Raw genomic sequence first — 17,215 nt, forward strand, 5'->3', positions numbered from 1 at the left:
TCCTCCTTGCAGGCTTATTTTTTCAGCCGTCTTTAACGGCTCTGTTTTAACCTTTTACAGATCCGGCCGACACACCGCCCACTATGTATTTCTGCCCCAGAATAAAGACCAGCAGTACGGGCGCCAGCGTCAGCATGATATCCGCCGCCACCAGGTTCCAGGAATTCTGGAAGGCCCCGAAGAAGTTATAGACGGCAAGCGTCATGGGCCATTTTCTGGAATTGTTTAAGTAATACAGCGGCATGGTAAAATCGTTCCATACTGCCATGAAATCCAGCACAAACAGCGTGGAAACAATCGGTTTCAACAGCGGCGCAATCACCTTTAAGAAGAGCTGCCACGGCTTGCATCCGTCGATGACCGCCGCCTCGTCGATCTCACGCGGAATCGTCGCCACAAAGCCGTAGGCCAGAAACAGGCTCAGCGGTATGTTGATCGCGGCATATAAGAGAATGATGCCGATTCTGGTGTTGACCAGATGAAACGCCTGCATGACCTTCATCAAAGCTACATTGTTGATCGGCATGGCGATGCCGGAGATGATAAAGTAATATAGAAAACGGTTGACGCCCTTCTGGTTTCTGGATATGACGAAGGCTGCTGCCGCAACCAGTCCGACTACGATGATTACGCTACCGGCCGCATAGAGGAGTCCGTTGAAGAAGGAGGACACAAGTTTGCCCTGTTCGATGACGGTAGCATAGTTTTCAAATACCCATTTCGTCGGGAGTGACAGCGTCATCCGGTTGGCCTCGGCTGAGGTCTTAAAGGAATTTAAGAACAGCACCACCAGCGGGATAATGACGATCAGGCTGATTACGATCGAGATCAGGTTTCCGGCCACACTGCCGATAGTTCTGCCGGTTCTTCCCATCATGCTTCCACCTCCTTATTTTCCATGGATTTGATGATAAAGTAAAGCAGCGCCAGCACAAAGAAAAACAGGACGCTGGACAGCGTGGTGCCCATAGCTAAATCTCCCTTGGAGAATTCCTTGTAAACAGCTGTGTTGATTACGCCTGTAGCGTTTCCCGGGCCTCCGTTTGTCAGGGAATAGATCATATCGAATACGCGCAGGCCGTATGTAACATTTAAAACCGTTACATTGACAAGAACCGGCTTTAATAAGGGCAGCGTGATATCCCACAGCTTCTGGAAGAAATTGGCGCCGTCGATGCTGGCCGCCTCGTAGTACTCCGGCGAGATGGACATCAGCCCGGCGATGACGACAACCATGATGTAGCCCATGCCCTTCCAGGTATCCACGGTCATGACCGTCGGGAACACCAGACTTAAATCGGTCAGCCAGTTTTTAGCCAGCCCGTCAAGCCCGATTCCCCTCAGAAAATTGTTTAAGAAGCCGGTGGTCGGATGGAGCATGCTCCGGAACACGAGGCCTACCACCAGATACGACATGACCTGTGGGGAAAAGATGATCATACGCTGGAAATTCTTGCATTTGATAAACTTCTGGGTCAGAAGAAGGGCCAGCGCAAGGCCGACAACCGTCTTCATGACTGTGGTAACAACCGTGAACAGCACGGTGTTGCCGATATATTTCAAGTACTCAGAATTGCCCTGAAAGATCTTTTTATAGTTGGTAAGGCCGACAAAATTGATCTCATCGCTGAAATTGTTCCAGTCTGTAAACGAATATGCGATACCCAGCAGACCTGGAAGGAAGCACAGCAGGAAAAAGAGAATCGCCGCGCCGCTGGCAAAGTACCAGGGATATAATTTGTTTCTGTTCATGACCGTACCTCCTTTCCGCCGCCGTTATTTTACCCAGCCCGGGTCCTTCTGCAGCTCCGCCTGTTCGGTACGCCGTCTCATGATCGTATCCAGCACATCCTGGGGCGTCATGGCTCCGGTATACATTGCCTCCAAATCTTTTCCAACATCCATCCACTGGCTGTCGATGTAGTTCACAGAAGTCTGCACCACGTTGGCTTTTGTGAGGGAATCTAAGAACTTCTGGTCCTCATCGGAGTATTTGCTCTTAATCTCCGGCCAGCAGAGTGCGCTCAATTCCGGCTGTCCGTCGAGACGCTTCTGAAGGTTTTCCGGTTTCGCCAGGAACTCGAAGAACTGTTTTGCCTCTTCCACGTATTTGCTGTCCTTGTTGATAAAGTAGGCATTGCTGGCGGGATTGACGCCGACTGCTTTGTTGTCATCCCACGGCATAACGAACGCCCCCAGCTTCTCTGTCGCCTTGAAGTCCGGATAATCGGCTTCGATCTCACCGCGGAATCCCAGCTCGGCAATGGTCATGGCACACCGCTCCGTGGCTATGGCCTCTTTTGCATTCTCCCATGCGTTGCTTAAGTAGTCATCTCCGAAGTATCCGGCTTTTGCACACTCATCTAATTCTGTAATGATGTTCAGTAAGTGGGGAATGGAGTCTAAATCCACTTCATTCGCATTTAACTTGTTGTAGACCTCAGGATCATCGGCCAGCCATAATCCGCCGGTCTCAAACAGGGGAAGTACCTGATGCCAGCCGTTTGTGGTGGCTTCATAGACCGGTGTCGTTCCGGAATCCTGAATGGTCTGGCATACCGTCCTGAATTCTTCGTATGTAGCAGGCGCCTCCAGTCCAAGCTGGCTGAATATGTCTTTATTATACAGATAGAAATACATCTTCGCTCCCGGGAAGGTGATGCCGTATACCTTGTCATCCACGGAGACAGCCGAACGGGCGCTGTCTTCCATGCGGCTCACCCACTCCTGTCCGGTCAGCTCAGCACTGTACTGGTCCATGTGAATGCTGGAGGCCAGACCGATGGGCGTATCCACACAGATGATATCCGGCGCCTCCCCGGAATCCAGCTTCACCTTGATTAAGTCTCTCCACTGGGCGTCGGGGGAAATCTGGAAGTCGATTTTGATTCCGGTCTCAGCTTCGAATTCCTTTGCTAAATCCTGGACGATTCCCGATGTCGGAAGACCGCTCTGGTGGCTGCCGAAGGTCAGGGTTACGCTCTTCTTCCCATCCTTTTCCGCACCTGTATTGCTGTCTGATCCACAGCCCGTCACCACTGCCGCCGCCATGACCGCCGCCATAGAAAGGCTTAATGCTCTCTTTATCATCTTTTTCATATCTGTTCTCCTTTTCTCAACTGATTCTCACTCTTTTTCCACACTTGTCTTTTGCGTCTATATTTTATCGATAAAATACGTTTTCTTTAGCGTAAATTCATCATAACATAAGAGTCATTTTTACAAAATAGACAATTCCGAACTACCATTTGCATTTTTTTGAACTACATTGTATAATAGCACTCACGAAGGGAGGTGGCGTTCTTATCAAAAAGACGACAAAGCATTATTCCCAAAAGATGTATCTTTTTGTCATATATGGCCTGTTCATCCTGCTTCTGCTGGGGATTTTCTTCTTTTTCACCTACACACATTACAGGAAAAATGCCCTGGATGAGGCGAGAAAAGATTTAGAAAACATGTGCGCCTCTGTGGAAAATTCTGTGGAAACCCAATTAAACAACATATCGACCATTTCCATGAATATCGTATACTCCAACGCGGTAAAGTCCAATTTCAAAGAGTTCTCAGCCTCCTATCAGAGGTATGGAACGGACCCGCGCCGTCTGGCGGCCTCCCGTGAGAAGGCGCTGGCCATCCACGATATCGTCACCGCAATCATCGGCGCCTATCAGTCTGCCTCCGATGTCCGGATCTACACCATGGACGGTTCCGTGGCCGGATACTGGCTGCTGCTCTCTTCCGTAGACTTGGAGTCACTTCCCTGGTACGAGGAGACCATGGCGCAAAACGGCCACATGTATATCAGCAATCCGGAAGTGCAGAAGGATTTACCTGCAAGGGGCGGCAATAAAGATTCTCAGAAGTTCATATCCCTGGTGCGTCTGTTTCTCGACACCGGAGGACAGCCGGAAGGCATCGTCGAGGTCATACAGGACTGCGATACCATCTTCTCTCTGGCGACCCAGCTGGAAAACCAGAACCCTGACAGCCGCGTCTACATTTACAATTCCAGAAAAGAGCTGGTCTACCCCTACAATGATACGAAAGCTGTGCCCGATTACTATGGGCTGATTGAGCACAGAGGCCTTCCGGAAAATACCGGCAGGCTTTTAAAAACCGACGCAGGCGAGAACCTTCTCTTTACATACCGGACCACGCCGGACTATAACTGGACCGTGATCTTAACGAAGCCGAAAGCGGCCATCTACGAGCCTCTTAACACCTTCCGGGTAATGTTCGCCCTGATCGGTATTTTCTCCATTTTACTCACCCTCCTGATCTGTTTCTACATCTCAGAACGGCTGACCGCACCGCTTCGGAAGCTGACGGCGGCCACCGGCAAGATCACCATCAACCGGGTGCTGGACGAGAATAAGGTGAATCTGACTTCCGCGGACAGCAATATCACAGAACTTTCCATGCTGTGCGAATCCATCCGCAGCATGTATGAGAAACTCCGCAGCACCTCCCAGGAAGTGCTCTTATCCCAGAGCGAGGAGACGAGAGCCAAGCTGCAGGCCACACAATCGCTGATCAATCCGCATTTTCTCTACAACAGCCTGACAAATATCAGCGTCATGGCCGAGGAAGAGATGAATGAGGACATCATTCAGATGTGCCAGGCCCTGTGTGACTATTTCCGGTATATCTCCTCCTCCAGCGAGATGATCGTTCCGTTAAAAGAGGAGATCTTCTACACCAAACGGTACTTAGAGATCATGCAGATGCGCTACACCGAGGAATTCCATTACACCTTTACCATTGAGGAAGAGGCCGAAAACATCTGCATTCCCAAATTGATCATCCAGCCGCTGGTGGAAAACGCCTTCAAATACGCCTTCGACAAACAGCCGCCCTGGGAGCTCACCATCTCCGCTTCCATCGAACACGACCGCTGGCTGCTGCGAATCCAGGACAACGGCGGCAATCTAAAAGATGAGAAGAAGCAGGAACTGCTTCACCTGTACCGGAACTTAAACCTCAATGAGGAGTTGAAATCCATGCAGATCGGAGGCATGGGACTGAAGAACGTATATCTCCGGCTAAAACTGCTTTACGGAGAGAAGGCAGTATTTGAAATCGAAAATACACTGCCGCTTAAGACGATCTTTATCCTTGGCGGGCCTGTTTACCATTAAAAGGAGGAATACCATGAGCAGCATCCCCCATTATAAGTATCTGGTCGTGGAGGACGAAAGCCTGATACGCAAAAACTTAATAAAAAAGATCACAGCCCTGGACCTGCCGCTTACCCTGATTGGGGAGGCAGCCAACGGAATGGAGGCTATCGTAAAGGTGGAAAAGGACTGTCCCGACCTTGTCATCACCGATATCCGCATGCCGCAGTGCGACGGCCTGGAGCTGTCCCGGTATCTGCACAAGAATCATCCGGGAGTGAAGATCATCATCCTCAGCGGCTATGACGACTTTTCCTACGCTCAGGCCGCCATCAAGTTCGCAGTCAGGGATTATCTGTTGAAACCGGTGACCGCTCAGGCGCTCTCCGAGTCGCTTCAGAAACTGCTGATCACGATGGGGACGGAGACCGAGGAGCTGGAGACCTACCGGACCAGGAACAGCGCCCTGGATCAGAAGTCCATCTGCGAGCTTTTGGAAAAATATCTTCAGGAAAACTATCAGCACGATGTCTCCTTTCAGGAGCTGGCCGAGAAATTCTGTTATACGCCGGAGTATTTGGGGAAAATATTCAAGAAATATACGGGAGAAACTCCGTCCAAATATTTGACAAAGCTGAGAATGAACGAAGCCAAGCGGCTGCTCCTTAACAATCCGGATATGGAGATCCAGATGATCGGAGAGCTGGTCGGCTATAAAGACGGCTTCTACTTCAGCCGTGCATTTAAGAGTTATACGGGAATTCAGCCGAGTGAATTCAGAAACCGCTGATAATTATCAAAAAAATATCATTCAAAAACAGTCAATACAGTATCCTTGACATAGTATATATCGTGGTATATACTTAAACCATAAGGAGGTGTATCATAATGATGACAGCAAAATTATTTGAAAATGGTAGAAGCCAGGCCGTAAGGCTGCCGAAGGAATATCGCTTCCAGGGTGAGGAGGTCGCAGTTAATAAAATAGGAGACGTAGTACTTTTAATGCCGACAGAAAATAAATGGGCCGGTTTTTTAAGCGGATTGAGTTTGTTTTCTGACGATTTTATGAATGAAGGGCGCGGTGATTCTGTAGAGCAGGAGAGGGAAGTTTTATGAAATACATGCTGGATACAAACATCTGTATTTATGCTATAAAAAACAAGCCGGAATCGGTGATCAGAAAAGTACTGGCACAGAACCCTGAAGACTTATGTATCTCCGTGATAACATACGCGGAACTCATGCATGGTGTAGAAAAGAGCCAAGCCGTAGAAAAAAACCGCATTGCGATGTCTTTATTTTTATCTGCAATTACTGTTTTAGATTTTAACAGCCGCGCTGCGGAGGTTTATGGGGAGATTAGGGCTGAACTGGAGAAAAAAGGCACGCCGATTGGCCCCATGGATTTGTTAATCGCGGGACATGCCAAATCACAGAACCTTGTGCTTGTGACAAATAATACAAGGGAGTTTGCACGTGTCACCGGATTACAGATAGAAGATTGGACGTAATAAATTATATGAGAAAGAAGTTCCTATATGGAGCTTCTTTTTTATTTTCCAGGATTAGGGTGTCAAAAGATTAATGACCTTTTGACACCCTAATCCTGGAAAATAAAAAAGCTTTTAAGCACAAGATCTTATGCTTAAAAGCTTTTTAACTGGGCTACAAGGATTCGAACCTTGAAATGACGGAGTCAGAGTCCGTTGCCTTACCATTTGGCGATAGCCCATCAACACAACGGTTGTATTATACTATACCATATTCTCCTCGTCAAGCCCTTTTTCCATATTTTTTCTATTTTCTTTATTATTCCTTCAAATCAAACAGTTTAGACCATATTTCGTGTGCAGCAAATGACAGGGTTCGCATTACACCGCAGACGTCGCAGCAGCCGGCGGTTGGGTCTGTGGTTCGGTCGGTGCATCCGTCGTGGGCTCAGTGGCCTGGGTGCTCTCCGTCTCCGGTACGGATTCTGTTTCGGCCGTTGATGTGGCAGAAGCCTCAGACGATTCCGTGATCTGAGGCTGTGTTTCCGTTTCCTTTGTTTCTTCTGTATCCGGCGGCATTACCGGTTCCTCGTTGGCATCGCCATCCCCGATTACCGGAGTCTCGAAGGTTCCCTTCACTGTCGTCTGCTTCCCGTTCTTCGGGGATATTCCGCCGAGAACGAACGTATATGAGTTTCCGCCTTCCAGGCCGCTTACGTAGATCTCACAGGTGGAGCTGTCCGTATCGCCTACCATGGCGGAATACGTGGTTCCACCCTCATCCTTTACCGATACGGTGGGGTTCTTCCACTTTACCTTTGTCTTAAAGTTGACTGTCACCACACCATTCTCATAATCGACGTAATCGATCTTGATCTTCGCGTCTGAGACCGGCACCTGCGCTTCCGTCGTCGGCGCCTCTGTCGTCATCACCGGCAGATCGGTGGGAGCCGGCGCTGTCGTCTGCGGAACCGGAGCCGCTGTCGTCTGATTCCCCGTCTCGGTCTCGGATTCCTCCGCCGTCGTCGTTTCCTCTGTCGTCGCCTCTGTTGTCACAGGCACTGTCGTGACCGGCTGCGTGGTCGTCTGGGCGGTGGTGGTCATATCCTCGCTCACACCTGCGTGGCCTCCTACCGCATAGGAACGCTCCGTAATCTCCTTTGCAATCTCCTCCATGGTCAGGGGAGCCAGCTTCTCCATGTCCTCCATGGTCAGAGCCGGATTCTGATCGATCAGTTCTTTCAAAAAATATGCTTTTCCATAGGATATTCCGTAATCGTCCGCCAGCGCCTTCACATGGTCCTCTTCGATGACCTGCTGGTCGTATACCACGGCTTTCACCTGATTTTCTTCCAGGGAATTCTGAATATCATTCACGACCGACGACCGCAGGGCCGATGCCTTGCTGACGCTGTCGTTAGAGACAGTTACAAGAATGGCGTTGTCCAGATCATCCAGGTAGCCATGGGTCACCATGGAACCGATCACCGCGTTCACCGCCACATTAAGATCAACACCCTTTAGATTCATGTCTTCCATAATGGCTTTCGCGTCTTCGTTCAGCGGCGCTGCCTCCAACACCCGGTTCTTCCGGTTCACGGACAGCTCCACGCTGGGATTGACATCGATGCCGATCACGGAGTCCACTTTTCCGTTGCGGTACGTATATGTGCCTCCGGCGACTGCCACCATACAGAGGCACGCTGCGGCCAGAGCTGCAACCACGCGCATCCGCTTTCGCATCACAGTGATGGAGCTCACGGCTCTTCCCGCCTCCTCATGCAGCTCCTCCGCTGCCATCTGGGGCACACTCAAATCGATTTTATCCAATACATTCGGAGTCAGGTCCATGACCGCAGACTTCAAATGCGCTTTTATCTGTTCTCTGTTCAGTTGTCTGTCGGTTTTGTGAAACATGAACACTTCCTCCTCTCTTTTTATTCCTTGATCTTTATGTCAGATAATTTTCTAATTTCTTCATTGCACGGTTATATTTAGACAGGACGGTAGCCAAAGGCATGCCTAATGAAGCTGCGATCTCCCGGTGCTTCATCCCGGCAGTCGCGTGCAGAAGGACAATCTCCCTCTCCTCTTCTTTCAGGATCTTGAGCGCCGCGGCCAAAACCAGCTTATCCGCCGCCTGTTCAATCTCCGGGCATACTTCCCCTGTCTCTTCGCCTTCCAGATCCTCAAATGCGATATCGGACTCATGCTTCTGATTGCGAAACTTCATGTAGCATAGATTCCTGGCTATGGTAAACATCCATGCCAGCGGCTTCCCCTGGGACTTGTAACCCGCAGCGGAAGTCCATACCTTTATATAGGTCTCCTGCATGATCTCTTCGGCATCCTGGGGATTCTTTACAATAGACAGGATAAACCCGTAAATTGACCGGTCTGTATTCTGATATAATTGTCTGAACGCTTCCTGGTCTCCCGTTCCAACCTTATTAAGGAGCACCTCATCGCTTAACCGGCCGTAGTCTTCCGGCCCATCAAGGCTCATCATACCCATAAACAACATGGAGTCGATTTCCTTTCTACTAAGTTAATGCAGGATGCTGTCTTCTTATTGCATATTATGGAAATTTTTTTGTTTCCTTATTCTTCCACACCAAAGCCGCTTTCTGTCGTCATGACCAGACAGCACCTGCTATCCCGCTCTGCTACCTTCTCTGTTATCTCTGTCCTGATCTGTTCCCTCGCCGCCCTGTCGTAATCCCTGGGAACGACCAGATCGAAGATCAGATTAATCTGTTTTTCACCTTCAACCATACGAAAATCGTGGAAACTGCATTTGGAATCGATGCTCTTAACGATAGCTTCCACCATTTCCTTAAATTCCGTTACCCTGCAGTCCTTCGTCTCGATGGGATCCATATGGATCACAAGGAAAATACCGAAGCGGCGCTGTGCCTCCCGCTCCACATAATCGATGATTTCGTGGGATTTTTCAATGCTTACATCATTCGGTACCTCCGCATGGATCGACGCCATGCTTCTGGAAGGCCCGTAATTATGTACGATCAGATCGTGACTCCCCACAATTCCGTCAAAACTTTCAACAAATTCCGTGATCTCCCGGTAAAGCTTCGGATCGATGGGCTCTCCGATCAGGGGCGCCAAAGTGTCCTTGGCAATCCCGACACCTGCCCACATGACGATAAGCGACACGATAAGGCCCACGATTCCATCGATATTGAGCCCCCAGATTCCGTAAACCAGAATGGACAGTATGGTCGCTGATGTTGTGCCCACATCGCCCATGGAATCCGCCGCGGTCGCCATCATGACAGAGGAATGGATCCTCTTTCCCAGCTTTCTGTTAAACATTCCCATCCACAGCTTCACGCAGATGGACATAAGAAGAATAACTATGGAAATATACTTAAACGTCATCTCTTCCGGATGAAGAATCTTGCCAAGAGACGTCTTAAACAGCGAAAAACCCACCTGGATGACGATAAATGCCACGATAAACGCCGCGATATACTCCACCCGGCCGTGTCCGAAGGGATGGTCCTCATCCGCCGGCTTGCCCGCCATCTTCACGCCGATAAAGCCGATGATGGAGGAGGCTGCATCCGATAAGTTGTTAAATGCGTCAGCCATGACGGAAATACTGTTGATCAGCAGTCCGATAAACAGCTTTGCCGCAAATAAAAGCACATTGCAGCAGATGCCCACGGTGCTGGCCATCAGGCCATACTCCGTTCTCACGCCGATATCTCCTGTATTCTCATAATCCTTAACAAATGTCTTCACTAAAAAATCTGTCATGTTACTCCCTGTCCTCATACATAACCTGCTCCAGAAACAGACCTTCCGGCGGCGCCGTAAAGCCGGCTGCCTGTCGGTCCAGTTTCAGCAGGATTTCCTTCATTTCCTGTGGACTGCGCTCTCCTAGCCCAATCTCGATCAGCGTTCCCGTGAGAATTCTGACCATATGATATAAAAAACCGTTTCCCGTATAGCGGATCAACAGTTTCGTTCCTTCTTTTTCAAATGTGATATCCGAAATCGTCCTCACTGTGGACTTTTTCATCTTTTTGTTGCCGCAGAAGCTCTTGAAATCGTGTTCCCCCAGAACACAGGCCGCCGCTTCCTCCATCCGTTTCACCGACAGAGATTTTCCGAGTCCGTAACAGTACTTCCGCTCGAATACATCCTTCTTTAGTCCCATCTCAATCCTGTATAAATACGTCTTTTTCACAGCATTCAACCTGCTGTGGAACTTGTCCGGCACCGTCTCCACAGAAAGCACGGCGATATCCTCCGGCAGGTACTGATTAAAGTATGCCCTGATCTGGTCTTCCGTCATACCGGTATCTGCATGGAAATTAGCCGTCTGGGCCAGAGCATGGACTCCGGCGTCTGTCCGCCCCGATCCGTGCACCTCCACCGGCCGGCCGGTGAGTTTCAGTAAAATCCCCTCCAGCTTACCCTGAAGCGTGTTTCCCGTATTGCCCTGTTTCTGCCAGCCGTCATAGCGGCTTCCGTCATACTGAAGAACTATCTTATAATTTTTTATCACGTTTTTTTACTCCCGTCCTGCTTAAAATCCGTGCAGCTGCCATAAATACCACGGTTCCGAAGGCCGCTCCCGCACAGTCCAGCCAGACATCGCTGATCTGTCCTGACCGGCCAGCCACAAAAAGCTGTATTGTCTCATCGGTAAACGGCACCAGAAAGCTTACAAGCACCTGAGACAGAACGCGCCTGTCCAGTGACAGGGCAAACGTCCGAAAACAGAGGCAGAGCAGTATTCCCAGCGCGGCGTATTCCGTAAAATGCGCCGTCTTGCGGATCACATGCTCCGTAATGATCGTGCTGTCCACGCCTCCCGCTGTCAGAACCTGCTGCACCAGCTTAAGCACCGCCCCGCTGTCCGCGGAGGAGAGGTCGGCCGTCTTCATGGAATTGGAAAAAATAAACAGCACGTAAAGCACCGCCGCGGCACTCCAGAGATACTGTCTCCTCTTCATTTTCATCGCAGCATACCGCTTTCATCGACCAGCCTCGCCGCTTTTTTAAGTACGTCCTCATCCTGGACGAGGGCCAGCCTCACATATCCCTCGCCGGAAGGTCCGAAGGCGCTTCCCGGAGTGACCAGAAGTCCTGCCTTTTCGGCCAGTTCCATGGCAAAGGAGGTGGAATCGGAAAAATTATCCGGTATCTTTGCCCACACGAACATGGTGGCCTCCGGCTTGTCCATCTTCCATCCGATCTCCGTCATCCCGTCACACAGGGCGTCCCGCCTGCGCTCATAGGCCTTTCTCGTGGTCTCCACACAGGCCTGGTCTCCCGTAATCGCCGCGACCGCCGCCTTCTGGACAGGCAGAAACATGCCGTAATCCATATTAGATTTCAGCATCTTCAAGTGGCTCACTACCTCTTCATTGCCCACACAGAAGCCGATTCTCGCGCCTGCCAGCCCGTAGGTCTTGGACAGGGAGTTAAATTCCACGCCAACCTCTTTCGCACCTGGAAAATGAAGGAAGCTTCCGCACGTCTTCCCGTCAAATACCAGCTCGCTGTACGCGTTGTCGTGCAGGACGATGATGTCATACTTTTTCGCAAACGCGATGACCTCCTCGTAAAAGCAGTCCGGTGCCATGACCGTGGTCGGATTGTTCGGGTAGGAAATGACCATGAGTTTCGCCTTTTTCGCCGTCTCTTCCGGAATCTCGCTCACATCGATGATGTATCCGTTTTCCTTTCTCTGAGGCATATAAAAAAGGGTGGCACCCGCCAGAAGAGGACCATCCGCAAAAACAGGATAACAGGGATCGGGAACCAGAACGACATCTCCCTCATCGGCAACAGACAGCGCAATATGGGCCAGTCCTTCCTGAGATCCCAAAAGAGAACAGATCTCTGTCTCCGGTTTCAGGCTCACGCCGTAGCGCCTCTCATACCACTGGGCTGCCGCCTCCAAAAGCTCCTTCTGGTCGCTGATGGCATAGACGTAATTCTTCGGATCCGCTGCCGCTTCGCACAGGGCATCGGTAATATGTCTGGCCGGCGGTATGTTAGGCGCCCCCACGCCTAAATCGATCACGGTCTCTCCCCGCTCTTCCTTCTGTCTTTTTATCTCCAGTAATTTAGAAAATATTCCTTCTCCGAATCGGTCCATTCTCTCAGCAAACTGCATCGATTTCTTTCCACCTCGCACTTCCATCAAGATTTTATCAAAATCCATAATGTATATTATTATAGTACAAAGGTGGACATAATACAAGAAAATTCCCCAAAAGCCGGCTGCCCGACTTCTGAGGAATCTGATATCCATATTCACGGCCGCGCAGCTCTGCGTACTGCATCGGGCCTGTCCCGCTCCGGGGCATATCGTATTTATCCTACTGCACCGATTCCAAATAGGCCAGGACCGCCTTCAGGCAGCCGTCCACGCCTACCAGACCGCTTTCCAGAGAAAGGTGGTAGTTCTGGGCCTTTCCCCACTCATTGCCGGTGTAATACTGATAGTAATCCTTCCGTTTCCGGTCCACCTCGCGGATTCTGCTCTCCATCTTCACAGGATCGACGCCTGTCTCCAAGGAATTCATACGTCTGATCCGGTCCTTCATCCTGGCGTAAATGAACAGATTCACACTGTTCTCCAGAACCATATCCGCGCACCGTCCAACGATCACACAGGGGCCCTGGTCCGCCAGCTTCCGAATCACCCTGGACTGCGCCAAAAAGATCTGATCCGACATGGGAACCTGATAGATGGAAGAAAACGGCGAGTAAAAATGGCGGTCCAGCGGATCTTTTATGAATGGCATGTTCTCATCATAATGAAGAAATGCGTCCTCTGACATGTCGCTCTCCTCCGCAGCCATGGAAATCAATTCCTTATCGTAAAACGGAATTCCCAGACTCTCAGCCAGTTTCACTCCCAGTTCACGTCCGCCGCTTCCAAATTCACGACTGATTGTAATCGCTCTTTCCATAAATCATTCCTCCTTGTCCTGAGCACTCAAAACGGCTGAAACAGGCCGCATGTGTACGATGTATGTGCTAAAACTCATACCTGCATTGTACCACATCCGGCTGTTTCTGTACACCATTTTGCATACCGTTTCTGTGTGCCTGTCCGGGAGTCTTTATAAGAGTCTCTTCAGATTATGACAAACATACTTCAGGACTCGCGCTGCCGCGCTTTCAGTTCCTCCACGATCGAAACACTGGCCGTCGATCCGATCCGGCTCACCCCCATATCGATCATCTCAAGCGCCGTGTCAAGCGTACGGATTCCCCCCGCCGCCTTTATCTTCACCGCATCTCCCACCATCCGTTTCATCAGCATGATATCAGCTGTCGTGGCGCCGCCGCTGCCAAAGCCAGTCGAGGTCTTGATAAAATCAGGCCGCACCTCCAGGGCAATCCGGCAGAGCGCCTCCTTCTCCTGATCCGTTAAATAGCAGTTTTCAAAGATGACCTTGGAGATTACTCCCGCCTCCCTGCACGTTTCCACGATGGAAGCCATCTCCCGCTCCACGTATCCGTAGTTCTTCTCTTTCAGCTCCGTCAGGTTTACGACGTAGTCGATCTCATCGGCCCCGTTTCGGATGGCCTCTTTCGTCTCACTGGCCTTGTCGTTGATCGTCGTCTGCCCCAGCGGAAAACCGATGGCGGCTCCCACATGGACATCGGAGCCGGAAAGCAGCTCTCTGCACAGAGCCACCGGGGCCGGATTGATGGCTACCATCCGGAATCCGTATTCCCTGCTCTCCCTGCACAGCTTCTCAAAATCAGTCCGTACCGCATAGGCCTTCAGCTGGGTGTGATCAAAATACCCGGCCAGTTCCTTTGGCGTTATCTTCATGTCTGTCTCCCTCCTCATTCCTTATCTGGCCAGCTCCAGAATCTCCATTACCGCTGTCTGGTCCAGCTTTTCCATACTTCCCAGGCTGCCGCCCGCAACTGCACGCCCGGCCATTCGCGAAAACTGGCTGTCATCAATTCCGGCCTCTGAGAGCGTGGTAAAAAGCCCCAGTTTCCTAAAGAAATTCTCCAGGCAGCTGATTCCCAGCGCGGCCATCTCATCCTCCCGCTTATCCTCCGCTTCGATTCCGAATACCCTTTCCGCAAACTGTGCAAAACGCTCCGGATTTCTCCTGCTCACAGCCTTCATCCACGCCGGAAATACGATGGCCAGCCCCGCTCCGTGGGCAATGTCGTAGAGGGCGCTCAGCTCATGCTCAATGTTATGGCTGGCCCAGTCCTCTTCCCTTCCTTTTCCCAACAGTCCGTTGTGGGCCACATTTCCCGCCCACATGAGTTCGGCCCAGACCTCGTACCGGTCCGGATCCGCTAATGCCAGCGGCACATTGTGGATGATCGTCTTCATGGCCGCCTCACAGAGACGGTCTGACAGCTCCGTGTTCCCATTGGGAGAGAAATACCGTTCCATCACATGGGCCAGTATATCGGCGCTCCCTGCTGCAATCTGCCGTTTCGGAAGTGTGTAACAGAGCTCCGGATTTAAAATGGCAAACTTCGGATACAAAAGCGGTGAGCAGAACGACTTCTTCTCATTCTCCTCCTCTCTCGTAATCACGCTGCCGTCACTGCTTTCGCTCCCGGCCGCCGGAATGGTTAAGACCACCCCCGTGGGAAGGACTTTCTCCGGCCGCTTCTTAGTATGGTAAAAATCCCACACATCGCCCGGATATAAGACGCCTGCCGCAATGGCCTTCGCCGTGTCGATCACGCTGCCTCCTCCTGCTGCCAGCACGAAATCCAGCCCTTCTCGCCTGCACAGCGAAATCCCCTGACGCACCAGCGACAGTCTGGGATTGGGACGGACGCCCCCCAGCTCCCGGTATTCCACACCAGCCTCTGTCAGTGATTTTGTGATCGCACCGTACGTCCCCGCAGCTTTTAAGCTCTCTCCTCCATACAGCAGCAGAATCCGCCTGGAGTAAGCAGCCGTTTCCCGCCCCGCCTCGTTATGGGTACCCCTTCCAAACAGGATGCGGGTAGGATTGTACCAGATAAAATTATTCATGTTTTTCCCCCATCTCTTTTCGATAAGCCCCCAGTTCGCCATAGACTCCCGTCAGAGCGTCATACGCATGGTTAAATATCTCATACAGGCGGTCGTACCGCAGACGGTTTTCCTCCCTCGGCATCACCGTATCCACGATGGTGTTAATTTTTTTCGCCTCGGAGAAATCCCGGTATATTCCCACGCCCACGCCGGCGCACACCGCCGCGCCCATGCTGGTTGCCTCCTCCCGGTATGCCGGTATTTTTAATGGCATCTGGAAGATATCCGAGAGAATCCGGGGCCACGTCTGCCCCTTGGCGCCTCCGCCGATGAGCATCAGCTCCTTCATCTCACGTTCCCGCCGCATACTCTCTAAAATAACCCGCAGATTGAAACCAACGCCTTCCAGCACGGCCCTGGATAAGTCATGCTTTCCAATCGTCACCGACATGCCCAAAAAGGCGCCTCTGGCATCCGGATTCCAGCGCGGTGAGCGCTCCCCCAGAAGATAGGGCAGGTATAGAAGACCGCCCGCTCCCGGTATGGATTCCATGATTCCCCTGTTGATCCGCTCATAAGGGCTTTCTCCCGTTTTCGCGGCCTCCTCCATCTCTCCGCGGCACAGCGTATTGCGGTACCACTGATAGGAATAGCCTGCCGCCTGCATGGTACCGCAGGGAGTATAGAGCTCCGGGTCTAAATGAACCCAGTTAAATGTCCGCATCTCAGGATCGAATAACGGCCCCCTCGACGCCAGCGATATCCAGGACGATGATCCCAGCACCAGATAGGCACTCCCCTCATCCACCACACCGGCCCCGACACAGGCGCAGCTTCCATCCCCGCCTCCGATCACGACAGGCGTTCCCTCCAAAAGTCCGGTGGCCTCTGCGGCTGCTTTCGTCACGCCCCCGGCGATATCGGTCGATGGATGCAGCTCCGGAAGCAGCTCTTCATCGAGGTCCAGTGCCCTTAATATCTCTTCGGACCACATTTTCGCCCGGATATCGAAGAGATTCGTTCCCGACGCGTCGCTGTAATCCGTCACGAACTTCCCCGTCAGACGGCAGATGATGAAATCCTTGGCATGCAGCATCTTATAACAGCGGCGATAGACGTCCGGCTCGCGGCGGCGCACCCATAAGAGCTTTGCCGCGGAATAGGAGGCGCTGAGCCTGTGGCCCGTAATCTCATATCCGCGCTCCATACCGATACGTTCCACCATCCACCGTTCCTCTTCCACCGCTCTCGTATCCGCCCAGATGATCATCGGGCGCAGGGGATTTCCCTCCCGGTCCACAGGCAGGCAGCCCATCATCTGGGCGCTGAAGGACACGGCGGCTATCCTCTCCGGACGTATCCCTTTTTTTTCCAAAAGTTCTCTCGTCGACGCACAGACTGCATTCCACCAGTCCTCCGGGTCCTGTTCTACAAACCCCGGCTGCGGGTAACTCGTTGGATATTCGTGGACACAGCTGGCTATAAGCGTTCCGTCTGCGCGATAGAGTGTGGCCTTATTTCCGCTGGTTCCAAGATCGTGGGCCAGAATACAGTTGTCCCCGCAGCCTTCCGCATTTCCTAAAGTTCCCTGTCCCATGGCGCCT

The 17,215-nt window shown here is 51.5% G+C and carries 17 protein-coding genes and 1 tRNA gene; 4 read left to right on the forward strand and 14 right to left on the reverse strand.

The window, feature by feature from the left end:
* Positions 1-46: 46 nt before the first annotated feature.
* The 3 genes from M1L66_RS25860 to M1L66_RS25870 are packed head-to-tail and all read right to left on the reverse strand — an operon-like array spanning position 47 to position 3,099.
* Entirely contained in the window at positions 47-877 is an 831-nt protein-coding gene (locus M1L66_RS25860) for a carbohydrate ABC transporter permease (RefSeq protein WP_434688783.1), read from the reverse strand.
* Positions 874-1,752: a carbohydrate ABC transporter permease gene (locus tag M1L66_RS25865; protein ID WP_002602290.1), complete on the reverse strand. Its 879-nt coding sequence runs from the start codon at positions 1,750-1,752 to the stop codon at positions 874-876. The genes M1L66_RS25860 and M1L66_RS25865 overlap by 4 nt, the downstream gene beginning before the upstream one ends.
* 24 nt (positions 1,753-1,776) lie before the next feature.
* Complete coding sequence (locus tag M1L66_RS25870) at positions 1,777-3,099, reverse strand: ABC transporter substrate-binding protein (RefSeq protein WP_187024641.1); 1,323 nt, start codon at positions 3,097-3,099, stop codon at positions 1,777-1,779.
* Between the two features lie 239 nt (positions 3,100-3,338).
* Here M1L66_RS25870 and M1L66_RS25875 point away from each other — a divergent pair, with 239 nt between their 5' ends.
* The 4 genes from M1L66_RS25875 (at position 3,339) to vapC (ending at position 6,634) form a co-directional block, all read left to right on the forward strand.
* On the forward strand, positions 3,339-5,141 hold the full coding sequence (locus M1L66_RS25875; protein ID WP_187024640.1) for a cache domain-containing sensor histidine kinase: 1,803 nt from the start codon (positions 3,339-3,341) through the stop codon (positions 5,139-5,141).
* A 13-nt stretch (positions 5,142-5,154) separates the two neighbouring features.
* Positions 5,155-5,910 (forward strand): response regulator transcription factor, encoded by a 756-nt coding sequence (locus M1L66_RS25880; RefSeq protein ID WP_434688784.1) that lies wholly within the window; start codon positions 5,155-5,157, stop codon positions 5,908-5,910.
* Between the two features lie 98 nt (positions 5,911-6,008).
* Positions 6,009-6,239: a type II toxin-antitoxin system antitoxin VapB gene (gene vapB / locus M1L66_RS25885; protein ID WP_187024638.1), complete on the forward strand. Its 231-nt coding sequence runs from the start codon at positions 6,009-6,011 to the stop codon at positions 6,237-6,239.
* The gene (vapC, locus tag M1L66_RS25890; protein ID WP_187024637.1) at positions 6,236-6,634 is read left to right on the forward strand and encodes a type II toxin-antitoxin system tRNA(fMet)-specific endonuclease VapC; all 399 of its coding nucleotides are present in this window, start codon (positions 6,236-6,238) and stop codon (positions 6,632-6,634) included. The genes vapB and vapC overlap by 4 nt, the downstream gene beginning before the upstream one ends.
* 149 nt (positions 6,635-6,783) lie before the next feature.
* Here vapC and M1L66_RS25895 read toward each other — a convergent pair.
* From M1L66_RS25895 to xylB, 11 genes are all read right to left on the reverse strand, one after another.
* Positions 6,784-6,855: transfer RNA gene (locus M1L66_RS25895), tRNA-Gln, on the reverse strand.
* A gap of 139 nt (positions 6,856-6,994) precedes the next feature.
* On the reverse strand, positions 6,995-8,530 hold the full coding sequence (locus M1L66_RS25900; RefSeq protein WP_434688785.1) for an anti-sigma-I factor RsgI family protein: 1,536 nt from the start codon (positions 8,528-8,530) through the stop codon (positions 6,995-6,997).
* A gap of 34 nt (positions 8,531-8,564) precedes the next feature.
* Positions 8,565-9,137: an RNA polymerase sigma factor gene (locus M1L66_RS25905; RefSeq protein ID WP_002602284.1), complete on the reverse strand. Its 573-nt coding sequence runs from the start codon at positions 9,135-9,137 to the stop codon at positions 8,565-8,567.
* Positions 9,138-9,214: 77 nt separating this feature from the next.
* Entirely contained in the window at positions 9,215-10,393 is a 1,179-nt protein-coding gene (locus M1L66_RS25910; RefSeq protein ID WP_187024635.1) for a cation diffusion facilitator family transporter, read from the reverse strand.
* Position 10,394: 1 nt separating this feature from the next.
* Entirely contained in the window at positions 10,395-11,147 is a 753-nt protein-coding gene (gene truA / locus M1L66_RS25915; protein ID WP_187024634.1) for a tRNA pseudouridine(38-40) synthase TruA, read from the reverse strand.
* Positions 11,131-11,604 (reverse strand): VanZ family protein, encoded by a 474-nt coding sequence (locus M1L66_RS25920; protein WP_243270526.1) that lies wholly within the window; start codon positions 11,602-11,604, stop codon positions 11,131-11,133. The genes truA and M1L66_RS25920 overlap by 17 nt, the downstream gene beginning before the upstream one ends.
* The gene (locus M1L66_RS25925) at positions 11,601-12,767 is read right to left on the reverse strand and encodes an aminotransferase class I/II-fold pyridoxal phosphate-dependent enzyme (RefSeq protein WP_187024633.1); all 1,167 of its coding nucleotides are present in this window, start codon (positions 12,765-12,767) and stop codon (positions 11,601-11,603) included. Before M1L66_RS25925 ends, M1L66_RS25920 begins: the two co-directional genes overlap by 4 nt.
* 205 nt (positions 12,768-12,972) lie before the next feature.
* Positions 12,973-13,569, reverse strand: coding sequence for an AAA family ATPase (locus M1L66_RS25930; protein WP_187024632.1), 597 nt, complete (start codon positions 13,567-13,569; stop codon positions 12,973-12,975).
* A gap of 188 nt (positions 13,570-13,757) precedes the next feature.
* Positions 13,758-14,444 carry a deoxyribose-phosphate aldolase gene (gene deoC, locus M1L66_RS25935; RefSeq protein WP_434688786.1) on the reverse strand — a complete coding sequence of 229 codons (687 nt, stop codon included), beginning with the start codon at positions 14,442-14,444 and terminating at the stop codon, positions 13,758-13,760.
* Between the two features lie 21 nt (positions 14,445-14,465).
* Entirely contained in the window at positions 14,466-15,629 is a 1,164-nt protein-coding gene (locus M1L66_RS25940; protein WP_434688787.1) for an iron-containing alcohol dehydrogenase, read from the reverse strand.
* Positions 15,622-17,208, reverse strand: coding sequence for a xylulokinase (xylB, locus tag M1L66_RS25945; RefSeq protein ID WP_434688788.1), 1,587 nt, complete (start codon positions 17,206-17,208; stop codon positions 15,622-15,624). The genes M1L66_RS25940 and xylB overlap by 8 nt, the downstream gene beginning before the upstream one ends.
* Between the last annotated feature and the right edge of the window lie 7 nt (positions 17,209-17,215).

This window comes from Hungatella sp. SB206 (assembly GCF_051132295.1).
Classification (GTDB): domain Bacteria; phylum Bacillota; class Clostridia; order Lachnospirales; family Lachnospiraceae; genus Hungatella; species Hungatella effluvii.

Coding starts and splice junctions, on each gene's coding strand:
- M1L66_RS25860 (WP_434688783.1), bottom strand. CDS start 877: ATGATGGGAAGAACCGGCAGAACTATCGGCAGTGTGGCCGGAAACCTG.
- M1L66_RS25865 (WP_002602290.1), bottom strand. CDS start 1,752: ATGAACAGAAACAAATTATATCCCTGGTACTTTGCCAGCGGCGCGGCG.
- M1L66_RS25870 (WP_187024641.1), bottom strand. CDS start 3,099: ATGAAAAAGATGATAAAGAGAGCATTAAGCCTTTCTATGGCGGCGGTC.
- M1L66_RS25875 (WP_187024640.1), top strand. CDS start 3,339: ATGTATCTTTTTGTCATATATGGCCTGTTCATCCTGCTTCTGCTGGGG.
- M1L66_RS25880 (WP_434688784.1), top strand. CDS start 5,155: ATGAGCAGCATCCCCCATTATAAGTATCTGGTCGTGGAGGACGAAAGC.
- vapB (WP_187024638.1), top strand. CDS start 6,009: ATGATGACAGCAAAATTATTTGAAAATGGTAGAAGCCAGGCCGTAAGG.
- vapC (WP_187024637.1), top strand. CDS start 6,236: ATGAAATACATGCTGGATACAAACATCTGTATTTATGCTATAAAAAAC.
- M1L66_RS25900 (WP_434688785.1), bottom strand. CDS start 8,530: ATGTTTCACAAAACCGACAGACAACTGAACAGAGAACAGATAAAAGCG.
- M1L66_RS25905 (WP_002602284.1), bottom strand. CDS start 9,137: ATGTTGTTTATGGGTATGATGAGCCTTGATGGGCCGGAAGACTACGGC.
- M1L66_RS25910 (WP_187024635.1), bottom strand. CDS start 10,393: ATGACAGATTTTTTAGTGAAGACATTTGTTAAGGATTATGAGAATACA.
- M1L66_RS25920 (WP_243270526.1), bottom strand. CDS start 11,604: ATGAAAATGAAGAGGAGACAGTATCTCTGGAGTGCCGCGGCGGTGCTT.
- M1L66_RS25925 (WP_187024633.1), bottom strand. CDS start 12,767: ATGCAGTTTGCTGAGAGAATGGACCGATTCGGAGAAGGAATATTTTCT.
- M1L66_RS25930 (WP_187024632.1), bottom strand. CDS start 13,569: ATGGAAAGAGCGATTACAATCAGTCGTGAATTTGGAAGCGGCGGACGT.
- deoC (WP_434688786.1), bottom strand. CDS start 14,444: ATGAAGATAACGCCAAAGGAACTGGCCGGGTATTTTGATCACACCCAG.
- M1L66_RS25940 (WP_434688787.1), bottom strand. CDS start 15,629: ATGAATAATTTTATCTGGTACAATCCTACCCGCATCCTGTTTGGAAGG.
- xylB (WP_434688788.1), bottom strand. CDS start 17,208: ATGGGACAGGGAACTTTAGGAAATGCGGAAGGCTGCGGGGACAACTGT.